A 21,716-nucleotide genomic window follows, 5' to 3' on the forward strand; every position below is an offset into this window, starting at 1 on the left:
ATCAGGAATTTATCGATGGACAGCAGCGCAGCTTTTTCCAACCCTACAAAGCTTCGTGCTGATCTGCTTCGTGGTCGCCTCGATGTCAGCGTCGATTCGTCGACCATCGCTCCGGATTCACTGTTCGGCTTCGCCGAGCGGCGTAATCCCAAGCGCGCGTTTCTCTTCGTGTCCCGAGTGTTGGGACGCCACATCCCTGCGCGCCCGAGCGTGATGCTGAAGAGTTTTCAGGACCTGGCGCACAAGATCCCCGCAGATCTGCCCGGCCCGGTGCTGGTCATCGGCATGGCCGAAACGGCTGTCGGACTCGGCGCCGGCGTACACCGTGCCTATAGCGCAACGCGCGCGGATGCCCTGTACATGGTCAGCACGCGCCATCCGACCGGCAGCGCACTGTTCGCCCGCTTTGAAGAAGAGCACAGCCATGCCAGCGCACACCTGATCCACCTGCCCGTTGATCCGGCGTTACGCGAGATGATGCTCGGCGCGCGTTCGCTGGTGCTGGTCGATGACGAGGCGTCGACGGGCAAGACCTTCATCAATCTGCATCAGGCGCTGGTCGATGCCGGGTTGAGCAAGCTCGAGCGGGTGGTGACCTGCGTGCTCACCGACTGGTCGGCGGGCGCGGTCAGTACCTCGATGGGCGCAGTGGCAGAACAGGTCTCGCTGCTGCAAGGCTCGTACTCCTTTGATGAAGACCTAAGCGCGCCGCTGCCGGAGATGCCGGAAGTCGGCACCGTTGCCATGGGTGACTGGCCGCTGGTCACTGCCAATGACTGGGGGCGCATGGGTGTGCTGTCGGTGGCCGATACGCTGGCACCGGGTATTACCGTCAAAAAGGGCGAACGCATTCTGGTGGTTGGCACCAGCGAATTCGTCTGGCGTCCGTTCCTGCTCGCCGAGCGTCTGGAGAAGGCCGGAGCCGACGTGCATTTCAGTTCCACCAGCCGTTCACCGATTGCACTCGGCCACGCCATCGACCATGCGCTGTCGTTCTCCGACAACTATGGCCTGGGCATCCCTAATTTCCTCTACAACGTGCGGCCGGGGCAGTTCGACCGGGTGCTGATCTGTACCGAAATGCCAAGGCAGGCCGTGCCTGCCGAGCTGATCGAAGCACTGAACGCCGAGGTCATCTGCGATGAGTAACGACCGCCCGCTGATCTTCGTCGATCTGGACGACACGCTTTTCCAGACTGCCCGCAAAACGCCGACTGACATTGAAAAACACGTTGCGACGCTGGACATCACTGGCAATGCCAACGGCTACATGACCAACGTGCAGAAGTCGTTCGCGCACTGGCTGCTGGCGCATTCCGAAGTGGTGCCGGTGACGGCGCGCAGTGTCGAGGCTTACAGCCGGGTCAAACTGCCGTTCACCTCAGGCGCGATCTGCTCCCATGGTGGCGTGATGCTTGATGTCATGGGGCGGCTGGATCATGACTGGAACGAGCAGATGAAACGGACCCTGGCCAGCTACCAGTCGCGCCTGCATGAGCTGTCGGCGACGACACTGGCGATCGGTCAGGAGCTGGGGTTTTCACTGCGCGGCTGGGTGGTCGAAGAGGCGCAGCTGTTCCATTACGTGGTGACCAAGCACAACGAGAGCGATGACCGCATCCTCGGCAAAGTGCTGGCCGAAGTGCAGGCGCGGGGCTTGCTCGACGGCATGCATATCCACGGCAACGGCAACAATCTGGCCTTCCTGCCCGAGGGGCTGGCCAAGCGTTACGCAGTCCAGGAGTGGCTGCGGCGCGACAAGGCGATCAATGGCGAACGCCCGGTGCTCGGTTTTGGCGACAGCATCACCGATCTGGGTTTCATGGACGAGTGCCACTGGTGGGCGACACCTGCCCGCAGTCAGTTGGCGAAAATGTTTGTCGGAGCAGCGCATGAGTGATCCCGTTCACGGGCTCGATACGGTCGGCAGCGGCAGTTACCTGCACGATGATGTGCATTTTCTGTTGCGCGGCGTGGCGCTGCAGACCACCAGCGTCGAGGAGAAGGAACGCCTGATTCAGACGCGACAGAAGCACTATTCGGAAATGATCAGCGAAGAGTCGGCCCCCAGCGCAGCTCACAAGGCGCTGTATGAGCGGGCGCTCGAGCAGAACGGTGCGCGCATGGCCGACGATGTACAGGCCCTGGCCCAGGCGCTCGCCCGCGAGTGCGCAGGCGCTGAAATCATTCTGGTGTCGTTCGTGCGCGCCGGTCTGCCGCTGGGTGTGCTGTTGCGGCGGGCGCTGATCGATCTGGGTCGCGAAGCGCACCACTACGGCATCAGTATCGTCCGTGATCGCGGCATTGATACGGTGGCGCTTGAAGCCATCATTCAGGCCCACGGTGCGCAGAACATCGTGTTCGTCGACGGCTGGACCGGCAAGGGCGCGATATCGGGTGAGATCCGTCGCAGTCTGGCGGGCGATACGCGCTTTCCGGATCAGCCACGGCTGGTGGTGCTGGCCGATCCGTGTGGCAGCGCCTGGCTGGCAGCGTCGGCAGAGGACTGGGTGATTCCGTCCGGCATTCTCGGCGCCACGGTGTCGGGTCTGGTGTCGCGCTCTATCTGGCCGACGGACGGCGGGCTGCACGGTTGCGTGGTGTACGAGCAGTTGCTGGACCACGACGTCACGCAGTCTTTTATTGAACAGATCGACAGCCAGCGTCGTCAAAACAGTTCTACGCTCACACTGACACCCTGGACGCTGCCTCAGCGAACCGAACTCAAGGCCGCCGCATCACAGGTGGTCGACCGTCTGGCCGAGCGCTTCAGGATCAATAACTTCAATCGCATCAAGCCGGGCATTGCCGAAGCCACCAGAGCGGTCATGCGCCGCGTGCCGGATCATGTACTGGTGCGCAACCTGGCTGACAGCGACGTGCAATTGCTGTTGCACCTGACCGAAAAAGCGGGGATTCCCGTCGAAGAAGTGGGCGATCTCCTGGGGCCCTATCGGGCCGTGACCATCATTCGGAGTCTGAGCTAATGGCCTTATTCTCGCCTTATGCGCTGGGGGCAACGCTGTACATGCCCGCGACCCGGGACGACATCGTCGATGTGGTGTTCGGTGAAAAGATTCCCGAGCTGCGTTCGCTGGTTGTCTGTCTGGAAGACGCCGTGGCACTGACCGATGTCGACACGGCACTGATCAATCTTCGTCAGGTACTCACCCGTATCCGCGATCATGGCGGTCGTCCGGCCAACGGTCCGCTGCTGTTCGTGCGTCCCAGAGACGCGGCGATGGCGCGAATTCTCAACGACTGGCCGCTGACGGCGCACGTCGACGGTTTCGTTGTTCCCAAGCTCTCGCTGAAAAGTCTGACGAGCTGGGAGCAGGCCGTCACCAACCCGGCGCTGGCGTTGATGCCTACACTGGAAACTCCGGAGGTGTTCAATCCGGCAGCAATGGTCGAGCTGGGGGAAGCCTTGAAGGCCAGCCTGTACGAGCGGATCATTGCGCTGCGCATCGGAGGCAATGACCTGATGGGCTGTCTGGGGCTGCGCCGCAATCCGGCCATGACCCTGTATTCGACGCCAATGGGGTATGTCATCCCCATGCTGGCAGGCGTCATGGGGGCGCAGGGCTTTGCGCTCACCGCACCGGTCTTCGAGCAACTGGCCACTCCGGACATTCTGCAGCATGAGCTGGCGCTGGATATTACCAATGGATTGGTCGGCAAAACGGCAATTCACCCCTCGCAGGTCAATATCATTCAGAATGCGCTACGCGTCAGTCTGGAGGACATGAACTCCGCCCGGATGATTTTGAACTCTGTGGCGCCCGCAGTGTTCAAGTACAACGATGCGATGTGTGAACCGGCTACCCACTATAAATGGGCAACCCACATCATGGAGCGCGCCAAATGGCATGGAGTGTTATCCGCACCCGCTTCGATCATGGATGCCAGCATTCGACTCGCTGAGGCAGTTAGCTAGATGATAGAACCTGACCTTCAAAACGCAGGACCCGATCTTGAGCCTGTAGGGCCCGACCTTGAAATCGAAGTGGAACAGCGCCTGCTGGCGGTCTTCGATTTCGACGGGACCATTACCCGCCATGACAGCTTTGTCCCGTTTCTCAAATTCGCCTTCGGGCAACGTGCCTTTTCGGTGCGCATGGCGCGGCTGGTGCTGCCCAGCATCGGCTACCTGGCCAAGCGCCTGACCCGTGATGAACTTAAGGGCCGTCTGATCAAGGCTTTTCTGAGCGGTGTTGAAGTGCAATGGCTGCAACAAAAGGCCGAAGCTTTCTGCCAATCGCACTGGAAGCGCCTGATGCGCCCCGCAGCGCTGGAGTCCATCGCCGCTGAAATCGAGAAGGGCGCCATTGTCACGCTTTGTTCAGCATCGCCTGCTATGGTCCTGCGACCCTTCGCTGATCGTCTGAAAGTAGAGCTGATCGGTACCAACCTGGAAGTGATCGACGGCAGGTTGACCGGTTTGATCGAAGGCAGCAACTGCCGTTGCGACTCGAAAGTTGCACGCCTGGAGAGTGTCTACGGGCCACTGACCCAGTTCCGGGTTCGCGCCTGGGGCGACACCCGGGGTGACCACGAATTGCTCGCCGCTGCTCAGGATGCGCACTGGCGTTTGTTCCATCCGACGTGGCGTCGAGGCCGCTATAAAGGCCCCGTTAACGCCAAGTTACACAATCCTGATGGCAAAGACGGGCCAACACGGTAAGGCTGTAACACTTTTATCCGAAATCCAACGTCACATGGAGCGAAAAATGGCACTCACTTTGGCAAAGAACCAGACGATCTCACTCGAGAAAACTGCTGGTACAGGCCTCAAGAAAGTCAGCATGGGACTTGGATGGGACCCTGAAAAAGCCAGTGGTTTCTTCGGAAAATTGCTCGGTGGTGGCGGTGGCGACATCGACCTTGATGCCTCGTGCATCATGCTTGACGCCGCCAAAGGGCGCCTCGATCTGGTCTGGTTTCGCCAGCTGCAATCGCTTGACGGTGCCATTCAGCATTCGGGTGACAACCGGACCGGCGAAGGCGCGGGCGACGATGAAACCATCAGCGTCGATCTGGAAAAACTGCCTGCCAACGTCAAATACCTGGTGTTCACCGTCAATTCGTTCACCGGTCAGAATTTCGAAAAAGTCGCCAATGCCTACTGCCGTATTGTCGATCTGGGCAGCCGTAATGAACTGGGCCGCTTTGATCTGTCCGAAAAAGGCCAGCACACCGGCGTTGTGATGTCCTACCTGACGCGCACGCCATCGGGCTGGAATTTCACCGCAGTAGGCCAGGTCACCAACGGTCGCACTGCTGATGATCTGGTCGAGCTGGCGATCGGGGCTATACGCGTATGACCCAACTTGTCCCGGGCGCCAACGCGCCGGTCGCTGCCGGTCCGCTGACGGTGGAAATTATTTACTCTCCGCTCGCGGACGCGGATATCGATGTGTCTGCGTTCCTGCTGACCAGTTCGGGCAAGGTCCGTGGCGATCAGGACATGTGTTTCTACGGCCAGAAAAGCGTGAACGGCGGTGCGTTGCAGCAGACGGAAGCCTCAGCCGGACGCGCGGTATTCAGTCTTGACCCGAGCCGTCTGGATTCGGTCATCGAGAAGGTTGCCCTGACGGCGACCATCTATGAGAACAAGGCCAGTTTCGGCAGCGTGTCACGCCTGGCATTGAGCATCACCGGCGGTATCGAAGCCGATATCCCGACCAGCGGCATGAAAGAAACCGCGCTGATTCTGGGCGAGTTCTACCTGCGTCAGGGTGCCTGGAAATTCCGTTGCGTGGCCCAGGGTTTTGCCGGCGGCCTTGAGCCGTTGGCGAAAAACTTCGGTGTTGAAGTCGCTGCGCCGCAGGATCAGCCTGCACCTGCACCTGCACCTGCACCTGCACCTGCACCTGCACCTGCACCTGCACCTGCACCTGCACCTGTTCCCGCGCCTGCACCGAAGTCGACCGTCAGTCTGAGCAAGATCACGCTCGACAAGACCCGTGCGTCGATCAGCCTGGAAAAATCCAGTGCCGGTTTCGGTGAGATTCGGGTCAACCTGAACTGGAACCGTCGTAACGACAGCAAGGGCGGCGGCTTCTTCTCTATGAAGAAGAGTAATGCCATCGACCTTGATGTAGGCTGCCTCTTCGAAATGCAGGACGGTCTCAAAGGCGCTGTTCAGGCGCTGGGCAACTCGTTCGGTTCGCTCAACACCGAGCCTTTCATCAAGTTGATGGGCGATGACCGTACCGGCTCGATCAGCGACGGTGAGTGGCTGCATATCAATGGCGCGCACTGGAGCAAGATCCGTCGCATTCTGGTCTACGCGTTCATCTATGAAGGTGCGCCGAACTGGAAGGAAACCGACGGGGTGGTCACCATTCACGCGCCGGGCCAGCCGCCCATCGAGGTTCGCCTCAATGAAGAGGGCGGTCGTCAGGGCATGTGTGCCATTGCCCTGCTGGAAAATGACAACGGTGCGGTCAAGGTGACGCGTCGCGTGGATTTCCACAACGGCCACAGCAACATGGATAAAGCCTACGGCTGGGGCATGCGCTGGGCTGCCGGTTCCAAGTAAACAATACCGTGGTATTTCTGGGCTGGCTGTGCCGCCTCATGGGAGATAGACATGCTGGACTGGTTGAAAACAAACGCAACAGCTGCTCGCGACAAGCTGGCTTCGGAAGTCTCGAAGTTCAAGAATCGCGAATTCATGGAGGCTGTGGTTTCCGGCTGTGCTCTGGTATCGGCCGCAGACGGTGATATCAGCTCCAGTGAAAAGCAGAAAATGGCCGGCTTCATTCAGAACTCTCAGGAACTGAAAGTTTTCGACATGAAGGACGTCATCCAGGGCTTCCAGGAAGCCTGCTCCAAGTTCGAGTTCGATTTTGAAATTGGTCGCGCCGAGGCCTTGAAAACCATCGGCAAGATCAAAAAGAAAGAAGATGCTGCCCGTTTGCTGGTGCGCGTCTGCTGTGCTATCGGTGGCGCCGATGGCAGCTTCGATGAGAAAGAGCGGGAAGTCTGCCGCACGATCTGTCGAGAGCTTGGCCTCAACCCGTCCGATTTCGACCTGTAATTTTTACCCTAAGGAACGCAGTTAAATGGAAAGCACCTCTCTAGGCTTCCCTCCACTCACGATGGCGGTTTTCGTCGGTCTGGCCGTTACGGCCATGGCTATCGACATGTTTTCCCACCGGGGAAACAAGCCAATCACCCTCGCGCAAGCCTCGGCGTGGTCGATTTTCTGGGTCGCCATTTCGCTGGCGTTTGCCGGTTTCCTGTATGTCCAGCACGGCTCTGAAGTCGCCACGCTGTTCGTGACCGGTTATGCGCTGGAAAAAGTGTTGAGCGTCGACAACCTGTTCGTGTTCATGGCCTTGTTCTCCTGGTTCAAGATTCCGGATGGCCTGCGCCACCGCGTTCTGTACTGGGGCATCATCGGCGCCATCGTCTTCCGCGGCATTTTCGTCGCCATCGGTACCGGCTTGCTGGCGCTGGGTCCATGGGTCGAAGTGGTGTTTGCGGTCATCGTTGCCTGGACAGCCATCATGATGCTCAGGGCGGGCGATGACGACGACGAAGAAGTCGACTACTCGCAACACATGGCTTATCGCTTCGCCAAGAAGCTGTTCCCGGTGTGGCCAAAACTGCACGGCAGCAACTTCTTCGTCAGTCGCTCGGTGCTGGAGCAGGAAGTCAAAAAGCCTGAAAACGCCGGTATCACGCTGGCGGCCAAAGGCGCTCTGTTCGCGACCCCGCTGTTCCTGTGTCTGGTTGTGGCGGAAATCTCCGACGTGCTGTTCGCGTTCGACTCCGTGCCTGCAATCATCGCCGTAAGCCGCGAGCCGCTGATCGTATTCTCGGCCATGCTCTTCGCGATTCTTGGTCTGCGTACCTTGTATTTCGTACTTGAAGCCCTCAAACGTTACCTGGTGCATCTGGAGAAAGCGGTTATCGCCTTGCTGTTCTTCATCGCCGTCAAACTGGGCCTGAACGCAACCAACCACCTGTTCCATCACGGTTACGAGATCAGCGCCAACACCAGCCTGCTGGTGGTAGTCGTCGTATTGATCATCGGTATCGTTGCAAGCCTGCTCTTCCCGGGCAAAGACGAATCCGCGGAAGAAAAAGCGTAAACACTGGATAAAGGAGATAAACGAATCATGGCTTTGACTCTGCAAAAAGGTGGCAACCTTTCGCTGTCGAAAACCGACCCGACCCTGACCAACGTATTGATCGGTCTGGGCTGGGATCCGCGAGCCACTGACGGACAGGATTTCGACCTGGACGCCAGCGCATTCCTGTTGGACGCCAATGGCAAGGTCCGCAGTGAAGCTGACTTCATTTTCTACAACCAGCTCAAGAGCGCCGACGGTTCTGTCGAGCACACCGGTGACAACCGTACCGGTGAAGGTGATGGTGATGACGAAGTGGTCAAGGTCGATCTGACCCGTGTGCCTGCTGACGTCGACAAGATCGCATTCGTGGTGACCATTCATGACGCAGAAAGTCGTGGCCAGAATTTTGGCCAGGTGAGCCGCTCTTTCATTCGCGTAGTGAATGAAAAGTCGGGCGCGGAAGTCGTCCGTTACGATCTTGCTGAAGATGCCTCTACCGAAACCGCAATGATCTTCGCTGAGTTGTACCGCAATAACGGCGAGTGGAAATTCCGCGCCGTTGGTAGCGGTTTCAAGGGGGCCTAAAAGCATTGGCCAACTCTTTCGGCATGAATTTCTGATTCACGCCCAACCACTTTTCTGGAAAGGATCAAGAACATGGCAGTAAGTCTGAGTAAAGGCGGCAACGTTTCCCTGTCCAAAGAGGCTCCGGGCCTGACAGAAATCACCGTAGGCCTGGGCTGGGATCCGCGTGTGACCGATGGCACCGAGTTTGACCTGGATGCTTCGATCTTCATCGTTGGCGAAAATGGCAAAGTGCTGGACGACAACAGCTTCATTTTCTACAACAACAAGAAGTCGGCTGATGGTTCGGTCGAGCACCTGGGCGATAACCGTTCCGGTGCTGGCGAAGGCGATGACGAGTCGGTAACGGTCAAGCTCACTGGCCTGGCAGCCGCAGTGAAGAAGCTGGTTTTCGCGGTCACCATCCACTCCGCCGAAGAGCGCAAGCAAAGCTTCGGCCAGGTTTCCAACGCTTACATCCGCGTTGTGAACAAGGCTGACGGCAAGGAAATCGCTCGTTACGACCTGTCGGAAGATGCATCGACCGAAACTGCGATGATCTTCGGCGAGCTGTATCGCAATGGCGAAGAGTTCAAGTTCAAAGCCATTGGCCAGGGCTTTGCCGGCGGTCTGAAGCCGTTGGCAGAAGCTCACGGCGTGGCAATCGGCTAAACCCGAGCAGCGCCCAACAAAAACCCCCGCCAGCGATGGCGGGGGTTTTTTATTGGGTGTTAGAGCGTCTCGTTCCTCAAGCTCCAGCGTGGGAGTTCAGTTCCCGACGCTCTGCGTCGCAAGAGGACGCGGAGCGTCCGGAAATGCATGCGAAGCAGAGCGCCGCACGATAGTCGGGATTTCTCCAGTCTAATAACGTAATGCTGAAGTTAACGTTCGCTTCTGCCTACGCCTGCCGGCCCTGCGGCCAGCATGCGCCCGGCCAGTCGAGAGAAGGGCAGGCTTTGCAGCCATACCGTGCCGGGGCCGGTCAGTCTGGCGAAGAATACCCCTTCACCGCCGAACAGCATCGACTTGATGCCGCCACCGACCATGCGGATATCGTAATCGACCGTCTGGGTCATGGCTGCCAGGCAGCCGGTGTCGACATCCAGCGCTTCGCCTGCCGCCAGTTCGATCTTGCGCACCGTGCCACCCATGTGCACGAACACCCAGCCGTCGCCTTCCAGCTTTTGCAGGATGAAACCTTCGCCCCCGAACAGGCCGGTGAGGATTTTCTTCTGGAACTGGATACCGATGGAGACGCCTTTGGCGCCGGCCAGGAAACTGTCTTTCTGACAGATCAGCTTGCCGCCGAAATCGCGCAGGTTGAGCGGCAGGATCGTGCCGGGGTAGGGCGCTGCAAATGCCACGCGGCCCTTGCCCGAACCCTGTTGCGAAAACACCGTGGTGAACAGGCTCTCGCCGGTCAGCATGCGTTTGCCAGCACCGAACAGCGAACCCAGCAGCCCGGACGATTGATTGCTGCCGTCGCCGAAGATGGTTTCCATCTGCACGTCGCAGGTCTTGTACATCATCGCCCCGGCTTCGGCGACGGCGCTTTCGCCTGGGTCAAGTTCCAGTTCGATGAACTGGGTTTCCGTGCCGTACAGTTTGAAGTCCACGCCATCGGTGGTCTGCGCCAGGCCATAGCCGCCCGAGGCGTTCGGATCAGGCGTAAACGAAGGGCGTCTGGCGGGTACAGAGGCCGGCGCGGGTGTCGAGGCTGTCTGCGCGGGCAGCCCCGACGGTTTGGGCTGGATCATGTCCGGCGTCGGCTCAGGGAAAGGCGTCACACCGTCCTTCTTCATGGCGCGCACCTGCGGCACCTGATAGATCGGCTGCCAGTCCGGCATGCCTTGCTTCCAGCACCACGCACCGGGCGACTCACGGGCAATCAGCCGTGCAGCATCCGCGTCCATCGGGCCGAGTTGCTTGCCCGCGTTCATTACAAACCATTGTTCCAAAGCGTCTACTCCCGAGCGAATAGTGACAGTTGGCTGTGCGCGATGGGTCAGAGGCTCAGGCGCATGGACAGGTCCACGGCTTTCACATCCTTGGTCATCGCACCGATGGAAATGTAATCGACACCCGTTTCGGCAATCACCCGCAGGGTATCGTCGTTGATGCCGCCGCTGGCTTCCAGACTGGCACGGCCCGCGGTGAGGCGCACGGCCTCGCGCATGTCATCAAGGCTCAATTCATCGAGCATGATGATGTCGGCGCCTGCGTCCAGCGCCTGCTTGAGTTCACCCAGGCTCTCCACCTCGACTTCCACAGGCTTGCCGGGTGCAATCCGGTGCGCCGCTTCCACTGCCTGGGCGATGCCGCCACAGGCTGCGATGTGGTTTTCCTTGATCAGAAACGCGTCGTACAGCCCGATGCGGTGGTTGTGACAGCCGCCGCAGGTGACTGCGTATTTCTGCGCCATGCGCAGGCCGGGCAGGGTCTTGCGGGTATCCAGCAGTTTGACCTGAGTGCCTGCGACCATGTCCGCGAAGTACTGCGCCCGCGTGGCCACTCCCGAGAGCATCTGCAGGAAATTGAGCGCGCTGCGTTCGCCGGTCAACAGCGAGCGGGCCGGGCCTTCAAGATGAAACAGGGCCTGATTCGGGCTGACTCGATCGCCATCGGTCACTTGCCAGTGCACGGCGACGCGCGGGTCCAGTTGCCGAAAGACCGCATCGACCCAGGCAGTACCGGCGATCACCGCTGCATCGCGGGAAATGATGGTGGCCTTGGCCAGTCGCTCTGCCGGAATCAATTGAGCAGTGATATCGCCGCTGCCGACATCCTCCAGCAACGCGCGACGCACATTGGCCTCGATCTCGGCGGTCAGGTCGGCAATTCGTAAATTCGGCATAGCGGGCTCCAGTAGCAAAGTCGTTCGAGTATAAGGCACCGCATCCCGCTTACCCACCTGCGCCAATGCCAGGGTGTTACCTCCGGGAACGTGCAGTTGGTCGGTTTGGCAAATTCGTTTGCGATGGAACGCGAATATCGCGGTCTATCGCTGCACATGAATGTCTTGCCGCTTCCTTTGCGAAAGTGAAAGAAAAGTCTGACTGGCGCTGATGACAAGTTTTGAAAGATAATCCGACTTGTAATTGACGCCATGGGTTTGACGTTGCGCAAGGCCAAGGGGGTCGCTTCACAGTGCGAGGGTAGCAAGCCACGTTTGTGATGGGGTTCAGGTTGTTTCCTGTCAGGGGGTGTAATGCCGAACGACGAAAAAGTAGTGCCGTTGAGCAAATCGTTCCCTTTACAGGGGGCGGGTACTCCTTTGGCCCGATTACCTGTTGTGTTGTTGCAGGTTCGCGACAAGGCTGCCCAGCAGCTCAAGGATGCATTGCAGGCGTTGTTCGATAACGCCGACGACACGCTGTTCGAAATGGCTGACCGCGCCCGCAGCAACACTGAGCAGAACATCTTTTTTGAAGCCATGCGTGACCTGCGCCTCAAGCGCAAAAGCATAGAACGGGGTTTCCTCGACAAGTTCTACGAGTCCTTCCTGGTCCTGGGTCAGTATCAGATTCAGGAACCCGTGCTTCCGGCCGCTGTGTCTTTCGACAAGCTGTCGCTGGTGCACAACGATGATCTCGAGAAGACCGTGGCCGTGGATGCCATGGTCAGCAAGGTCATGAGCCGTGACGCCCTCGCCCTGGGCCAGCTCACTGCCCGCCTGAACGTCCTCATTCCTCAAGCCATTGCCGAAGACTCCAACCCGCTGGGGCCGGCGATGCTCTGCAGATTCTTTCTGGAGGCCGGGCGCAGCCTTGGCGTCGAGATCAAGGTCAAGCTGATCATTCTCAAGCTGTTCGAGAAGTACGTCCTGGCCAATACGGACGATCTGTACAGCGAAGCCAATCAGTTGCTGATTGCCACCGGTGTATTGCCGGACATGAAAGCGTTGCCGGCCCGGCGCTCATCCGACCGGGCAGCGCCGAGAAGTCGCGTCGCCGAGATGTCCGACCCTGTCCTGAACGAAGCCGCCGACAAGCTCGACAAGGGTGTGCAGGAGGTTTTCTCGGCCTTGCAGGAACTGCTGCTGCACGTTCGCGGCAACCTCGCGCCGCGCCATGAACCCAACGCCGAAGTGCGTCCGATTTCCAGCCGGGACTTGCTGCGCCTGCTGTCTCACCTGCAGCAATATGTACCGTCGCAGGACACTGCAGACGATTTCGACCTGCGCAACCAGCTTGAACAGCTGCTGACGCGAGTCAACGTTAAAACCGGAAAATCCAGAATCGTCGGTGTCGGTGATGAGGATGTCATCAACCTGATCGCTATGCTGTTCGAGTTCATTCTCGATGACCGCAACCTGACGCCGTCATTGCGCGCTCTGATCGGGCGCCTGCAGATTCCGATGCTCAAAGTGGCGGTCATCGACAAAAGCTTCTTCAGCCGCGGCAGTCATCCTGCCCGCCGCCTGCTCAACGAAATTGCCACTGCCGCGCTGGGCTGGGGTGGTCGTGACGACTATCAGCGCGACTCGCTGTATCAGCGCGTCGAGCAGATCGTGCAGCGCCTGCTCAATGACTTTGTCGATGACCCGGCAATCTTCTCCGAATTGCTGGCGGATTTTCTGGCCTTCACCAGTGACGAACGTCGCCGCAGCGAGTTGCTCGAGCAGCGCACCCGTGATGCCGAAGAAGGCCGCGCGCGTGCCGAACTGGCCCGACAGCAGGTACAACACGAACTGAATCAGCGCCTGCTGGGCAAAACCTTGCCTGAGGTTGTTGTGCGGCTGTTGCAGGAGGCCTGGAGCAAGGTCCTGCTGCTGACCTGCCTCAAGCATGGCGAGGAGTCCAGCGAGTGGCAGGCCGGGCTGGAGACCATGGACGAGTTGATCTGGAGCGTCGAGCTGCATGATGACCCGCACGCCCTGCAGCGCCTGCTGGATCTGGTGCCGGGACTGCTCAAGTCGCTGCGTGACGGTTTGACCAGTGCCGCGTTCGACCCGTTTGCCACCAGCGATTTTTTCAGCCAGCTGGAGTCGCTGCACGTCCAGGCGTTCCAGCACTTCTCGCGCTTGCAGGAAGGCGAGGGTGGCACCGCGCAAGGCGATACTGCGCAGGCAGACGGCCAGGCCGTCGAAGGCCCGCCGATGATGGCGGTGGTTGAAGAAATCGTCCTCATCACCCCTGAAGAGCAGATGCTCAATGAGCCGGTGGTCCAGTTACCTGACGATGACGCAGGCCTGCAGATGGTCGACAAGCTGCGGGTCGGTTGCTGGGTCGAGATTCAGGAAGATGAAGAGCACAAGCTGCGTTGTAAATTGACCGCGATTGTCGAGCCGACCGGGCGTTATGTGTTCGTCAATCGTACCGGCATGAAGGTTCTGGAAAAGACCCGCACCGGCCTTGCCGTCGAATTTCGTCGCGGCGCGGTACGTATTCTCGACGACGCGCTGCTCTTCGACCGGGCCCTGGAGTCTGTCATCAGCAATCTGCGCAAGCTCAAGGGCGCCTGATCGGCGGCTGTGCCTGTCGCCAGGCACCTGTTTGACTAAGGTGCCGACGCCCCGCGTCGGCTTGCAGTCCACGCCGCTGAGCCAAGGTTCCTTGCTGTCTACAGTGTGTTTCCTACATTGCGGATCCGTACCCAAGCCCCCACATCGGCTCCTGCCACGGGCATAATCAGCGCTACTTATTTTCCCCCGTTCAAGGAGCATTCATGCAACTGGACTCCGCAAGCGGCTGGTGCGACGGCGTGCAGCATTGCCCCTCGCCCAACTTCAATGCGCGACCCGAAGGCGAGATCTCGCTGCTGGTTATCCACAACATCAGCCTGCCGCCAGCGCAGTTCAAGACCGGCAAGGTGCAGGCTTTCTTTCAAAACCAGCTCGACATCGACGAGCATCCCTACTTTGTGGGGATTGCCGATCTGCGTGTTTCAGCGCATTTTCTGATCGAACGTGATGGCGAGGTCATTCAGTTCGTCTCTTGTCTTGATCGTGCGTGGCACGCCGGTGTTTCCAGTTTTCAGGGCCGGGAGGGGTGTAATGACTTTTCTGTCGGCATCGAACTGGAGGGGACGGATGACCAGCCTTTCACCGATGCACAATACGACGCGCTGATCGACCTGACGCGACAGTTGCGTCAGGCGTTCGAGGCGATCACCCCCCAGCGTATCTGTGGTCACAGTGACGTGGCGCCGGGACGCAAGACTGATCCTGGGCCCTGTTTTGACTGGGCCAGGTTTCGAGCGGCTTTGCTGGATTGATGTGAGGGACGAACAATGAGTTTTCTGGTGCTACTGCTGGCCGTTCTTATCGAAAAGTTTTCTGCGCTGCGTCAGCGCGTTCAGCGTGACGGACCGTGGCTGAAAGAACTGGCAAAACTCGAGGCCAGCCCGCGGACCTCGACACGTCCGTGGGTAATGCTGGCGCTGCTGGTGCTTGTGCCCGTGCTGATCCTGCAACTGGCGCTGACCATCATCGGCTCGGTGGCCTATGGCTGGCTGCTTCTGCCCATTCACCTGCTGGTGTTGATCTACAGCCTTGGCCGGGTTGACCTGATTGCGGTGCTCGGGCCGTTTCGCGATGCCTGCCGACGTGGCGATGTGCAGGCGGCGGTGCATGTGGCCGAGCGCGACATGGGCGTGCAGGCGGACAACAGCGAGCAATTGCTGCAGGGTGTGCAGGGCTACCTGCTCTGGCAGGCGTTTCAGAGTTTCTTCGCCGTGATTTTCTGGTACTTCGTACTCGGCCCGGTGGCTGCGCTGGCCTACAGGCTGTTGGCACTTGCTGTCGAGCACGGCAAGACACCCGCACTGGTGGAACGCGCAGGGCAGTTGCGCCATGCGTTCGACTGGGTACCGGTCAGGTTGCTCGCCGCCAGCTTCGCATTGGTCGGCAATTTTGTGGCGGTCACCCGGGTGATGCTGCATGAGCTGCTGAACTGGAACATCAGTGCTGCACAACTGATCACGCGCGTCGGCTGCGCCGCCAGCGAGGTTCCGCCGCCGATGATGGGCGCGCAGGGCGTTACCGGCCTCGACATGCTCTGGGAGCTGCTGGTACGTGCTGCGGTGGTCTGGTACGCGGGGTTCGCCCTGTGGACCCTTCTGCTCTGATTCGATACTGGCCGCGCAGGCTCAGGCATGTGACATCAGGTGTGTGACAGGCGAGGCCAGTCGAACAGTTCGCAGGCATTGTCCGTGCTCGCCTGGGCCAGGCGCTCGGGGCTGATCTTCATCAGCCCCGCGAGGGCCTCGCAAATGTCGGGCAAATGCTGCGGGCTGTTGCGCTGATAGGGGTGCATGGCGGGCGCCATGTCCGGTGAGTCGGTTTCCAGCACCACGCTGTCCAGCGGCAGTTCGGCGATGACCCGATGCATGCGCAAAGCCTGCGGCCAGGTCGCGGCTCCGCCCAGACCCAGTTTGAACCCCAGCCTGATGTATTCGCGCGCTTCTTCGCGGCTTCCGGCAAACGCATGAATGATGCCGCTGCGCTGTGGCTTGTGGCGCTTGAGCGTCGCGATCACATCGGCATGGCTGCGTCGCACGTGCAGCAAGGCGGGCAGGTTGAAGTCGTTCGCCAGCTGCAATTGCGCGTCAAAGAGCGCCTGCTGACGCACCTTGTCCGGCTGCTCGACGTAATAATCCAGACCGATCTCACCTACCGCACACAGCTGCGGATGGCCTTGCAGGCGCGTCAGCCAGTCGCCCAGCTCGGTCAGGTGTGCAGTGCGGTGCTCATCGATGTACACCGGATGCATGCCGAACGCTGCGTGCAGGGCGGGGTTGGCCTCGGTCAGTTCCCAAAGCCGCTGCCAGTTACGCTGATACACCCCGAGCACCACCATGCGCTGCACGCCGAGCGCCAGACAGTTGTCCAGCACTTGAGCGCGGTCGGCATCGAAATCCGGAAAATCCAGGTGGGTGTGGGTATCGATCAGCGTCACCTTCACGCCTCGTGAATACGTTGCTTGAAGGCCCTGGCAATTGCATGCACGCCTGGCTGGTAGTCATCCTTCTCGATAGCCGTCAGCGCCAGTTGCAGGGCTTTGTCGGCGATCAACTGGTGTTGCTGGGCCATGGCGTTGACGGGCAGCGGCAGGAAATCCAGCAATTGAGTATCGCCGAAAGTGCCCAGATGCAATTGGGTTGATTGCAGTGCCTGGCTTTGCAGTACATCGAACACGCCTTGCAGCAGCACGTAGGACGTGGTGATCAACGCGTCCGGAAGATGTCCCTGGCGCTGTAGCATCTCGGTCATCAAACGCTGACCACACTGGCGGCTGAACGCTTCGCCGTGCTCGATGATGGTGGCTCCGGTAAACCCGTCGAGTGCGTGTTCGAAGCCGGCGGCACGCGCGCGACTGATGCTCAGTTCAGGACGTGCGCTGATCAGGGCGATGTGTCGCGGTCGGGTTTGCAGGAGGCTGTGGGTCAGTTGCTGACAGGCGTCGTGGTCGTCGCTGACCACCGAGCAGAAAAACTCGGGATTCATTTCCCGGTCGATGGCGATGATCGGCGTGCCCTTGAGCTGCAATTCGCGGTAGCTGTCGTCACCGGTCGGCAGGCAACTGGCGACCAGCAGTGCATCACAACGGCGTGCACGGAACAGCTGCAGAAGCTGCAGCTCGCTGGCGGGGTCGTCATCGGAACTGGCGATAAGGAGTTGATAACCGAGTCTACGCGCGCCTTGCTCGAGCAATTTGGCGATACGCGCATAGCTGGGGTTTTCCAGGTCGGGCAGGATAAAGCCCAGTGTCTTGCTATGACGGCTGCGCAGGCCCGCCGCTTGCGGGTTGGGCCGGAAGTCGTGCTGCTCGACCACGGCTTTGACACGCTCGACCGTTGCCGGGCTGATACGCTGTTTTTCGGCCTTGCCATTGATGACGTAACTGGCCGTAGTGACAGAAACACCTGCCAGACGTGCGATATCGCTCAGTTTCACCCCGGAATTTCCTTTTATTAGGTACGCGGCTCAGGACAATCGAGTTATTTTTTTCATGGCGCTGATCTTTACACCAGACCGTAGGAAATTCCCAAGTACTTCACGTATTTTAGGAATTGTCCCACAGTGATCGCACCGTCCGGGCTTCAATGAATCCCCAGAATCGAGTAACGTGCCGGGCAATTCTAGATTAAACGATTCAGCACGCCTGTTGTCTGCTGCAATCGAGATGAAAGTGATGTCCGATACGATGCTCGGACAGATATCACCTTCATCCCCCCTACGCTGTCGATCACATGATCGCCATTAAAACAAGAATCAGGTGGCGCCTTGGCGCTGCACAGGAGTCAAGGCAATGCTCGAACTCACTCTGGAGCAAATATCCATGGCCCAGTCGGCTGTGGATAAAACTGCCGCACTTAAGCTGATTGCCGACCACCTGGTCGCTGATGGTCTGGTTGCCGAGGGCTACCTCACCGGGCTGATGAACCGTGAGCAGCAAGGCTCGACCTTCCTCGGTCAGGGCATCGCCATCCCACACGGTACACCCGAAACCCGCGACCTGGTGTTTACCACCGGTGTGCGTCTGATGCAGTTCCCCGAAGGGGTGGACTGGGGCGACGGACAAATGGTTTACCTGGCGATTGGTATCGCTGCCAAATCCGACGAGCACTTGCGCCTGCTGCAACTGCTGACGCGCGCATTGGGTGAAGAGGATCTTGGCCAGGCACTGCGCGAAGCGAAGACCCCGGAAGACCTGCTCAAACTATTGCAGGGCGCTCCGCAGGAACTGGCGCTCGACGCACAGATGATCAGCCTCGGCGTATCGGCCGACGATTTTGAAGAACTGGTCTGGCGCGGCGCACGCCTGTTGCGCAAGGCCGACTGCGTGAGTAACGGTTTTGCCGCCGTGCTCCAGCAAGTGGAAGCCTTGTCGCTGGGTGATGGCCTTTGGTGGCTGCACAGCGAGCAAACCGTCAAGCGTCCCGGTCTGGCGTTCGTCACCCCCGACAAACCCATGCGTTATCTGGGCCAGCCGCTGACCGGACTGTTCTGCCTGGCCAGCCTCGGTGAGGCGCATCAGGCGCTGCTCGAGCGTCTGTGCCTGTTGCTGATCGAAGGCCGCGGCCACGAGTTGGGTCATGCCACCAACAGCCGCGCCGTGCTCGAAGCGCTGGGCGGCGAACTGCCAGCCGAGTGGCCGACCCGGCAGATTCAACTGGCCAACGCCCATGGCTTGCACGCTCGCCCGGCGAAGATACTGGCGCAGCTGGCCAAGGAGTTTGACGGCGAGATCCGCATGCGCGTGCTGGAAACCGGCGAGGCCGCCGTGTCGGCCAAGAGCCTGAGCAAGCTGCTCAGCCTCGGCGCCCGCCGTGGTCAGACGCTGGAATTCATTGCCGAGCCGACCATCGCCGACGACGCACTGCCAGCCCTGATCGCCGCCGTTGAGCAAGGTCTGGGCGAGGAAGTCGAACCCTTGCCCGCCGTCTCGCAGACCGAGGCTGCGCCAGCGCCTGCCACGGCTGCTGCCAAACCGCTCAGCGCTCCGCCAGCAGGCAGCGTGTTGCAGGCTGTGTCTGCTTCACCGGGGATTGCCATGGGGCCGGCCCACGTTCAAGTGCTGCAAAGCTTCGATTATCCCCAGCGGGGCGAGTCGGTGGCTGCCGAGCGCGAGCGCCTGCACAAGGCGATCGGCGAGGTGCGCAGCGATATCGAGAATCTTATTCAGCGCAGCAAGTCCAAGGCCATCCGGGAAATCTTCATCACCCACCAGGAGATGCTTGAAGACCCGGAACTGACCAGCGAAGTCGAAGCGCGCCTCAACAACGACGAAAGCGCGGCCGCGGCCTGGGCCACGGTTATCGAGACCGCTGCGGTTCAGCAGGAACAACTGCAGGACGCACTGCTGGCCGAGCGCGCCGCAGACCTGCGTGACGTCGGTCGCCGCGTGCTGGCGCAGATCTGTGGCGTCGAAACCGTTGCAGCTCCGGACGAACCCTACATTCTGGTAATGGATGAAGTCGGCCCGTCCGACGTTGCCCGTCTCGACCCGGCGCAGGTCGCCGGCATTCTTACCGCACGCGGCGGTGCCACCGCGCACAGTGCCATCGTGGCGCGTGCGCTGGGCATTCCCGCGCTGGTCGGGGCCGGTGATGAAGTGCTGCTGCTCAAGCCGGGCACCGTACTGCTGCTCGACAGCCAGCGCGGACGGCTGACCGTCGCGCCTGACGAGGCGACCCTGCAGCGCGCAGTACAGGACCGTGACGCGCGTGAGCAACGTCTCAAGGCGGCCGCCGCAGCGCGCATGGAGCCCGCTGTGACGCGCGATGGTCATGCCGTCGAAGTCTTCGCCAATATCGGCGACAGCACCGGCACACCGGCTGCCGTGGAGCAGGGCGCGGAAGGCGTCGGTCTGCTGCGCACCGAGCTGCTGTTCATGGCGCATTCCCAGGCGCCGGATGAAGCCACGCAGGAAGCTGAATACCGCCGCGTGCTGACCGATCTGGGCGGGCGTCCGCTGGTGGTGCGTACCCTGGACGTCGGTGGCGACAAGCCGCTGCCTTACTGGCCGATCGCCAAAGAGGAAAACCCGTTCCTCGGCGTCCGCGGTATCCGTCTTACCCTGCAGCGTCCTGATGTCATGGAAAGCCAGCTTCGCGCCCTGTTGCGTTCGGCAGACAGCGGCCCGCTGCGCATCATGTTCCCAATGATCGGCACGCTCGAAGAGTGGCGTCAGGCGCGGGACATGACCCAGCGCCTGCGCGAGGAAATTCCGGTCAGCGACCTGCAACTGGGGATCATGATCGAAGTGCCATCGGCTGCGCTGATCGCCCCGGTGCTGGCGAAGGAGGTGGACTTCTTCAGCATCGGCACCAATGACCTGACGCAATACACCATGGCCATCGACCGCGGCCACCCGACACTGTCGGCCCAGGCTGACGGGCTGCACCCGTCGGTGCTGCAACTGATCGACATGACCGTACGCGCAGCGCATGCCAACGGCAAATGGGTGGGCGTGTGCGGCGAACTCGCTGCAGACCCGCTGGCGGTGCCGATTCTGGTCGGCCTGGGCGTGGATGAATTGAGTGTCTCGGCGCGCAGCATTGGCGAGGTCAAGGCTTGCGTGCGTGAACTGACCCTGAGCAGCGCTCGGGAACTGGCGCAAAATGCGCTGACGGCGGGCAGCGCCGCCGAAGTCCGCGCGCTTGTGGAGGCTGTGTAATGGCGAAGATTCTTACCCTGACCATGAACCCGGCGCTGGACCTGACTGTGCAGTTGGGGCAGTTGGAGCTGGGCCAGGTCAACCGCAGCACGGCGATGCTCACTCACGCCGCGGGCAAAGGCCTGAATGTGGCGCAGGTGCTGGCTGACCTGGGCCATGACCTGACCGTTGCCGGCTTTCTCGGCGTCGACAATCAGCAAGCGTTCGAAGCGTTATTCGAGCGTCGTCAGTTCGTCGACGAGTTTGTCCGGGTGCCGGGCGAAACGCGCAGCAATATCAAGCTGGCCGAAGGCAGTGGCCGTATCACCGACCTGAACGGCCCGGGGCCGCAGGTCAGTGAAGAGGCGCAGCAGGCGCTGTTTACCCGCGTCGAACAGATCGCACAGGGTTTCGACGTGGTGGTCGTGGCGGGCAGTCTGCCGCGCGGCGTCACCCCGGAGTGGCTGCAAAAACTGCTGCTGATGCTCAAGGACCTCGGTCTGAAAGTGGCGCTGGACAGCAGTGGTCTGGCCTTGCGCGCGGGTCTGAAGGCCGGGCCCTGGCTGATCAAACCCAATACTGAAGAGCTGGCTGATGCGCTCGACGCTCCGATCATCTCCATCGCGGCGCAAGCCGAGGCGGCTGCGCGTTTGCAGGCGCAGGGCATCGAGCATGTGGTGATCTCTCAAGGCTCCGAAGGCGTGCACTGGTTCAGCCCGAGCGTGGCGCTGCATTCGCTGCCGCCCAAGGTCACCGTGGCCAGTACGGTCGGTGCGGGCGACTCGCTTTTGGCGGGCATGGTGCACGGCTTGATCAGTGGCCAAGAGCCGCACAAGACCTTGCGCACTGCCACAGCGATTGCCGCCATGGCGGTGACCCAGATCGGTTTCGGTATTACCGATGCCGCGCAACTCAAACGGCTTGAAGGCGGCGTCACTGTACGCAGCCTTTCAGAACAATAAGA

19 protein-coding genes and 1 pseudogene are annotated in these 21,716 nt (G+C 60.4%); 16 read left to right on the plus strand and 4 right to left on the minus strand.

Features of this window, described 5'->3' with window-relative positions; all coding sequences use genetic code 11:
• Nucleotides 1–15 precede the first annotated feature (15 nt).
• The 11 genes and pseudogenes from KUIN1_RS04400 (at nt 16) to KUIN1_RS04450 (ending at nt 9,323) form a co-directional block, all read left to right on the plus strand.
• Nucleotides 16–1,149, plus strand: a complete 1,134-nt coding sequence (locus KUIN1_RS04400) for a phosphoribosyltransferase domain-containing protein (protein ID WP_024652521.1) — start codon at nt 16–18, stop codon at nt 1,147–1,149.
• Nucleotides 1,142–1,900, plus strand: coding sequence for a trehalose-phosphatase (locus tag KUIN1_RS04405; protein WP_032654576.1), 759 nt, complete (start codon nt 1,142–1,144; stop codon nt 1,898–1,900). Before KUIN1_RS04400 ends, KUIN1_RS04405 begins: the two co-directional genes overlap by 8 nt.
• On the plus strand, nt 1,893–2,987 hold the full coding sequence (locus tag KUIN1_RS04410) for a cysteine protease StiP family protein (RefSeq protein ID WP_024652523.1): 1,095 nt from the start codon (nt 1,893–1,895) through the stop codon (nt 2,985–2,987). The genes KUIN1_RS04405 and KUIN1_RS04410 overlap by 8 nt, the downstream gene beginning before the upstream one ends.
• Complete coding sequence (locus KUIN1_RS04415) at nt 2,987–3,937, plus strand: HpcH/HpaI aldolase/citrate lyase family protein (RefSeq protein ID WP_152091850.1); 951 nt, start codon at nt 2,987–2,989, stop codon at nt 3,935–3,937. Before KUIN1_RS04410 ends, KUIN1_RS04415 begins: the two co-directional genes overlap by 1 nt.
• On the plus strand, nt 3,938–4,684 hold the full coding sequence (locus KUIN1_RS04420; RefSeq protein WP_129398777.1) for an HAD family hydrolase: 747 nt from the start codon (nt 3,938–3,940) through the stop codon (nt 4,682–4,684). It abuts the gene before it with no gap.
• Nucleotides 4,685–4,730: 46 nt separating this feature from the next.
• Nucleotides 4,731–5,324 carry a TerD family protein gene (locus KUIN1_RS04425; protein WP_152091851.1) on the plus strand — a complete coding sequence of 198 codons (594 nt, stop codon included), beginning with the start codon at nt 4,731–4,733 and terminating at the stop codon, nt 5,322–5,324.
• Entirely contained in the window at nt 5,321–6,544 is a 1,224-nt protein-coding gene (locus KUIN1_RS04430; RefSeq protein WP_152091852.1) for a TerD family protein, read from the plus strand. Before KUIN1_RS04425 ends, KUIN1_RS04430 begins: the two co-directional genes overlap by 4 nt.
• Nucleotides 6,545–6,595: 51 nt before the next feature.
• Nucleotides 6,596–7,045 (plus strand): tellurite resistance TerB family protein, encoded by a 450-nt coding sequence (locus KUIN1_RS04435; RefSeq protein ID WP_003371299.1) that lies wholly within the window; start codon nt 6,596–6,598, stop codon nt 7,043–7,045.
• 25 nt (nt 7,046–7,070) lie between these two features.
• Nucleotides 7,071–8,105 (plus strand): TerC/Alx family metal homeostasis membrane protein, encoded by a 1,035-nt coding sequence (locus KUIN1_RS04440; RefSeq protein ID WP_024643081.1) that lies wholly within the window; start codon nt 7,071–7,073, stop codon nt 8,103–8,105.
• Between the two features lie 27 nt (nt 8,106–8,132).
• Nucleotides 8,133–8,707 (plus strand): annotated as a pseudogene (locus KUIN1_RS04445) (TerD family protein).
• 37 nt (nt 8,708–8,744) lie between these two features.
• Nucleotides 8,745–9,323, plus strand: a complete 579-nt coding sequence (locus tag KUIN1_RS04450) for a TerD family protein (RefSeq protein WP_003317757.1) — start codon at nt 8,745–8,747, stop codon at nt 9,321–9,323.
• 209 nt (nt 9,324–9,532) lie between these two features.
• Here KUIN1_RS04450 and KUIN1_RS04455 read toward each other — a convergent pair whose 3' ends face one another.
• Entirely contained in the window at nt 9,533–10,609 is a 1,077-nt protein-coding gene (locus KUIN1_RS04455; protein WP_060408950.1) for a TIGR00266 family protein, read from the minus strand.
• 47 nt (nt 10,610–10,656) lie between these two features.
• Nucleotides 10,657–11,505, minus strand: a complete 849-nt coding sequence (nadC, locus tag KUIN1_RS04460) for a carboxylating nicotinate-nucleotide diphosphorylase (RefSeq protein WP_024641527.1) — start codon at nt 11,503–11,505, stop codon at nt 10,657–10,659.
• Nucleotides 11,506–11,859: 354 nt separating this feature from the next.
• Here nadC and KUIN1_RS04465 point away from each other — a divergent pair, with 354 nt between their 5' ends.
• From KUIN1_RS04465 to ampE, 3 genes are all read left to right on the plus strand, one after another.
• Nucleotides 11,860–14,115: a DUF1631 domain-containing protein gene (locus tag KUIN1_RS04465; RefSeq protein ID WP_032654562.1), complete on the plus strand. Its 2,256-nt coding sequence runs from the start codon at nt 11,860–11,862 to the stop codon at nt 14,113–14,115.
• Between the two features lie 203 nt (nt 14,116–14,318).
• Nucleotides 14,319–14,867 carry a 1,6-anhydro-N-acetylmuramyl-L-alanine amidase AmpD gene (ampD, locus tag KUIN1_RS04470; protein WP_060400839.1) on the plus strand — a complete coding sequence of 183 codons (549 nt, stop codon included), beginning with the start codon at nt 14,319–14,321 and terminating at the stop codon, nt 14,865–14,867.
• 15 nt (nt 14,868–14,882) lie between these two features.
• Nucleotides 14,883–15,719 carry a regulatory signaling modulator protein AmpE gene (gene ampE, locus KUIN1_RS04475; protein ID WP_152091853.1) on the plus strand — a complete coding sequence of 279 codons (837 nt, stop codon included), beginning with the start codon at nt 14,883–14,885 and terminating at the stop codon, nt 15,717–15,719.
• 35 nt (nt 15,720–15,754) lie between these two features.
• Here ampE and KUIN1_RS04480 read toward each other — a convergent pair whose 3' ends face one another.
• Both KUIN1_RS04480 and cra read right to left on the minus strand, forming a co-directional pair.
• Nucleotides 15,755–16,555, minus strand: coding sequence for a TatD family hydrolase (locus KUIN1_RS04480; RefSeq protein ID WP_024641530.1), 801 nt, complete (start codon nt 16,553–16,555; stop codon nt 15,755–15,757).
• Nucleotides 16,552–17,547 (minus strand): catabolite repressor/activator, encoded by a 996-nt coding sequence (cra, locus tag KUIN1_RS04485; protein WP_024641531.1) that lies wholly within the window; start codon nt 17,545–17,547, stop codon nt 16,552–16,554. Before cra ends, KUIN1_RS04480 begins: the two co-directional genes overlap by 4 nt.
• A 355-nt stretch (nt 17,548–17,902) precedes the next feature.
• On the opposite strand from cra, the gene ptsP reads away from it, so the two are divergent.
• Both ptsP and pfkB read left to right on the plus strand, forming a co-directional pair.
• Nucleotides 17,903–20,773, plus strand: coding sequence for a phosphoenolpyruvate--protein phosphotransferase (gene ptsP / locus KUIN1_RS04490; RefSeq protein ID WP_003406609.1), 2,871 nt, complete (start codon nt 17,903–17,905; stop codon nt 20,771–20,773).
• A complete protein-coding gene (gene pfkB, locus KUIN1_RS04495; protein ID WP_003406610.1) occupies nt 20,773–21,714 on the plus strand; it encodes a 1-phosphofructokinase in 942 nt (313 codons plus the stop codon). Before ptsP ends, pfkB begins: the two co-directional genes overlap by 1 nt.
• Nucleotides 21,715–21,716: the final 2 nt, after the last annotated feature.

It is taken from the genome of Pseudomonas sp. KUIN-1 (assembly GCF_009176725.1).
GTDB lineage: Bacteria > Pseudomonadota > Gammaproteobacteria > Pseudomonadales > Pseudomonadaceae > Aquipseudomonas > Aquipseudomonas fragariae.

What these genes read in the sequence shown, in the direction of transcription:
- KUIN1_RS04400 (WP_024652521.1), top strand. Translation starts at nt 16, where the DNA reads ATGGACAGCAGCGCAGCTTTTTCCAACCCTACAAAGCTTCGTGCTGAT.
- KUIN1_RS04405 (WP_032654576.1), top strand. Translation starts at nt 1,142, where the DNA reads ATGAGTAACGACCGCCCGCTGATCTTCGTCGATCTGGACGACACGCTT.
- KUIN1_RS04410 (WP_024652523.1), top strand. Translation starts at nt 1,893, where the DNA reads ATGAGTGATCCCGTTCACGGGCTCGATACGGTCGGCAGCGGCAGTTAC.
- KUIN1_RS04415 (WP_152091850.1), top strand. Translation starts at nt 2,987, where the DNA reads ATGGCCTTATTCTCGCCTTATGCGCTGGGGGCAACGCTGTACATGCCC.
- KUIN1_RS04420 (WP_129398777.1), top strand. Translation starts at nt 3,938, where the DNA reads ATGATAGAACCTGACCTTCAAAACGCAGGACCCGATCTTGAGCCTGTA.
- KUIN1_RS04425 (WP_152091851.1), top strand. Translation starts at nt 4,731, where the DNA reads ATGGCACTCACTTTGGCAAAGAACCAGACGATCTCACTCGAGAAAACT.
- KUIN1_RS04430 (WP_152091852.1), top strand. Translation starts at nt 5,321, where the DNA reads ATGACCCAACTTGTCCCGGGCGCCAACGCGCCGGTCGCTGCCGGTCCG.
- KUIN1_RS04435 (WP_003371299.1), top strand. Translation starts at nt 6,596, where the DNA reads ATGCTGGACTGGTTGAAAACAAACGCAACAGCTGCTCGCGACAAGCTG.
- KUIN1_RS04440 (WP_024643081.1), top strand. Translation starts at nt 7,071, where the DNA reads ATGGAAAGCACCTCTCTAGGCTTCCCTCCACTCACGATGGCGGTTTTC.
- KUIN1_RS04450 (WP_003317757.1), top strand. Translation starts at nt 8,745, where the DNA reads ATGGCAGTAAGTCTGAGTAAAGGCGGCAACGTTTCCCTGTCCAAAGAG.
- nadC (WP_024641527.1), bottom strand. Translation starts at nt 11,505, where the DNA reads ATGCCGAATTTACGAATTGCCGACCTGACCGCCGAGATCGAGGCCAAT.
- KUIN1_RS04465 (WP_032654562.1), top strand. Translation starts at nt 11,860, where the DNA reads ATGCCGAACGACGAAAAAGTAGTGCCGTTGAGCAAATCGTTCCCTTTA.
- ampD (WP_060400839.1), top strand. Translation starts at nt 14,319, where the DNA reads ATGCAACTGGACTCCGCAAGCGGCTGGTGCGACGGCGTGCAGCATTGC.
- ampE (WP_152091853.1), top strand. Translation starts at nt 14,883, where the DNA reads ATGAGTTTTCTGGTGCTACTGCTGGCCGTTCTTATCGAAAAGTTTTCT.
- ptsP (WP_003406609.1), top strand. Translation starts at nt 17,903, where the DNA reads ATGCTCGAACTCACTCTGGAGCAAATATCCATGGCCCAGTCGGCTGTG.
- pfkB (WP_003406610.1), top strand. Translation starts at nt 20,773, where the DNA reads ATGGCGAAGATTCTTACCCTGACCATGAACCCGGCGCTGGACCTGACT.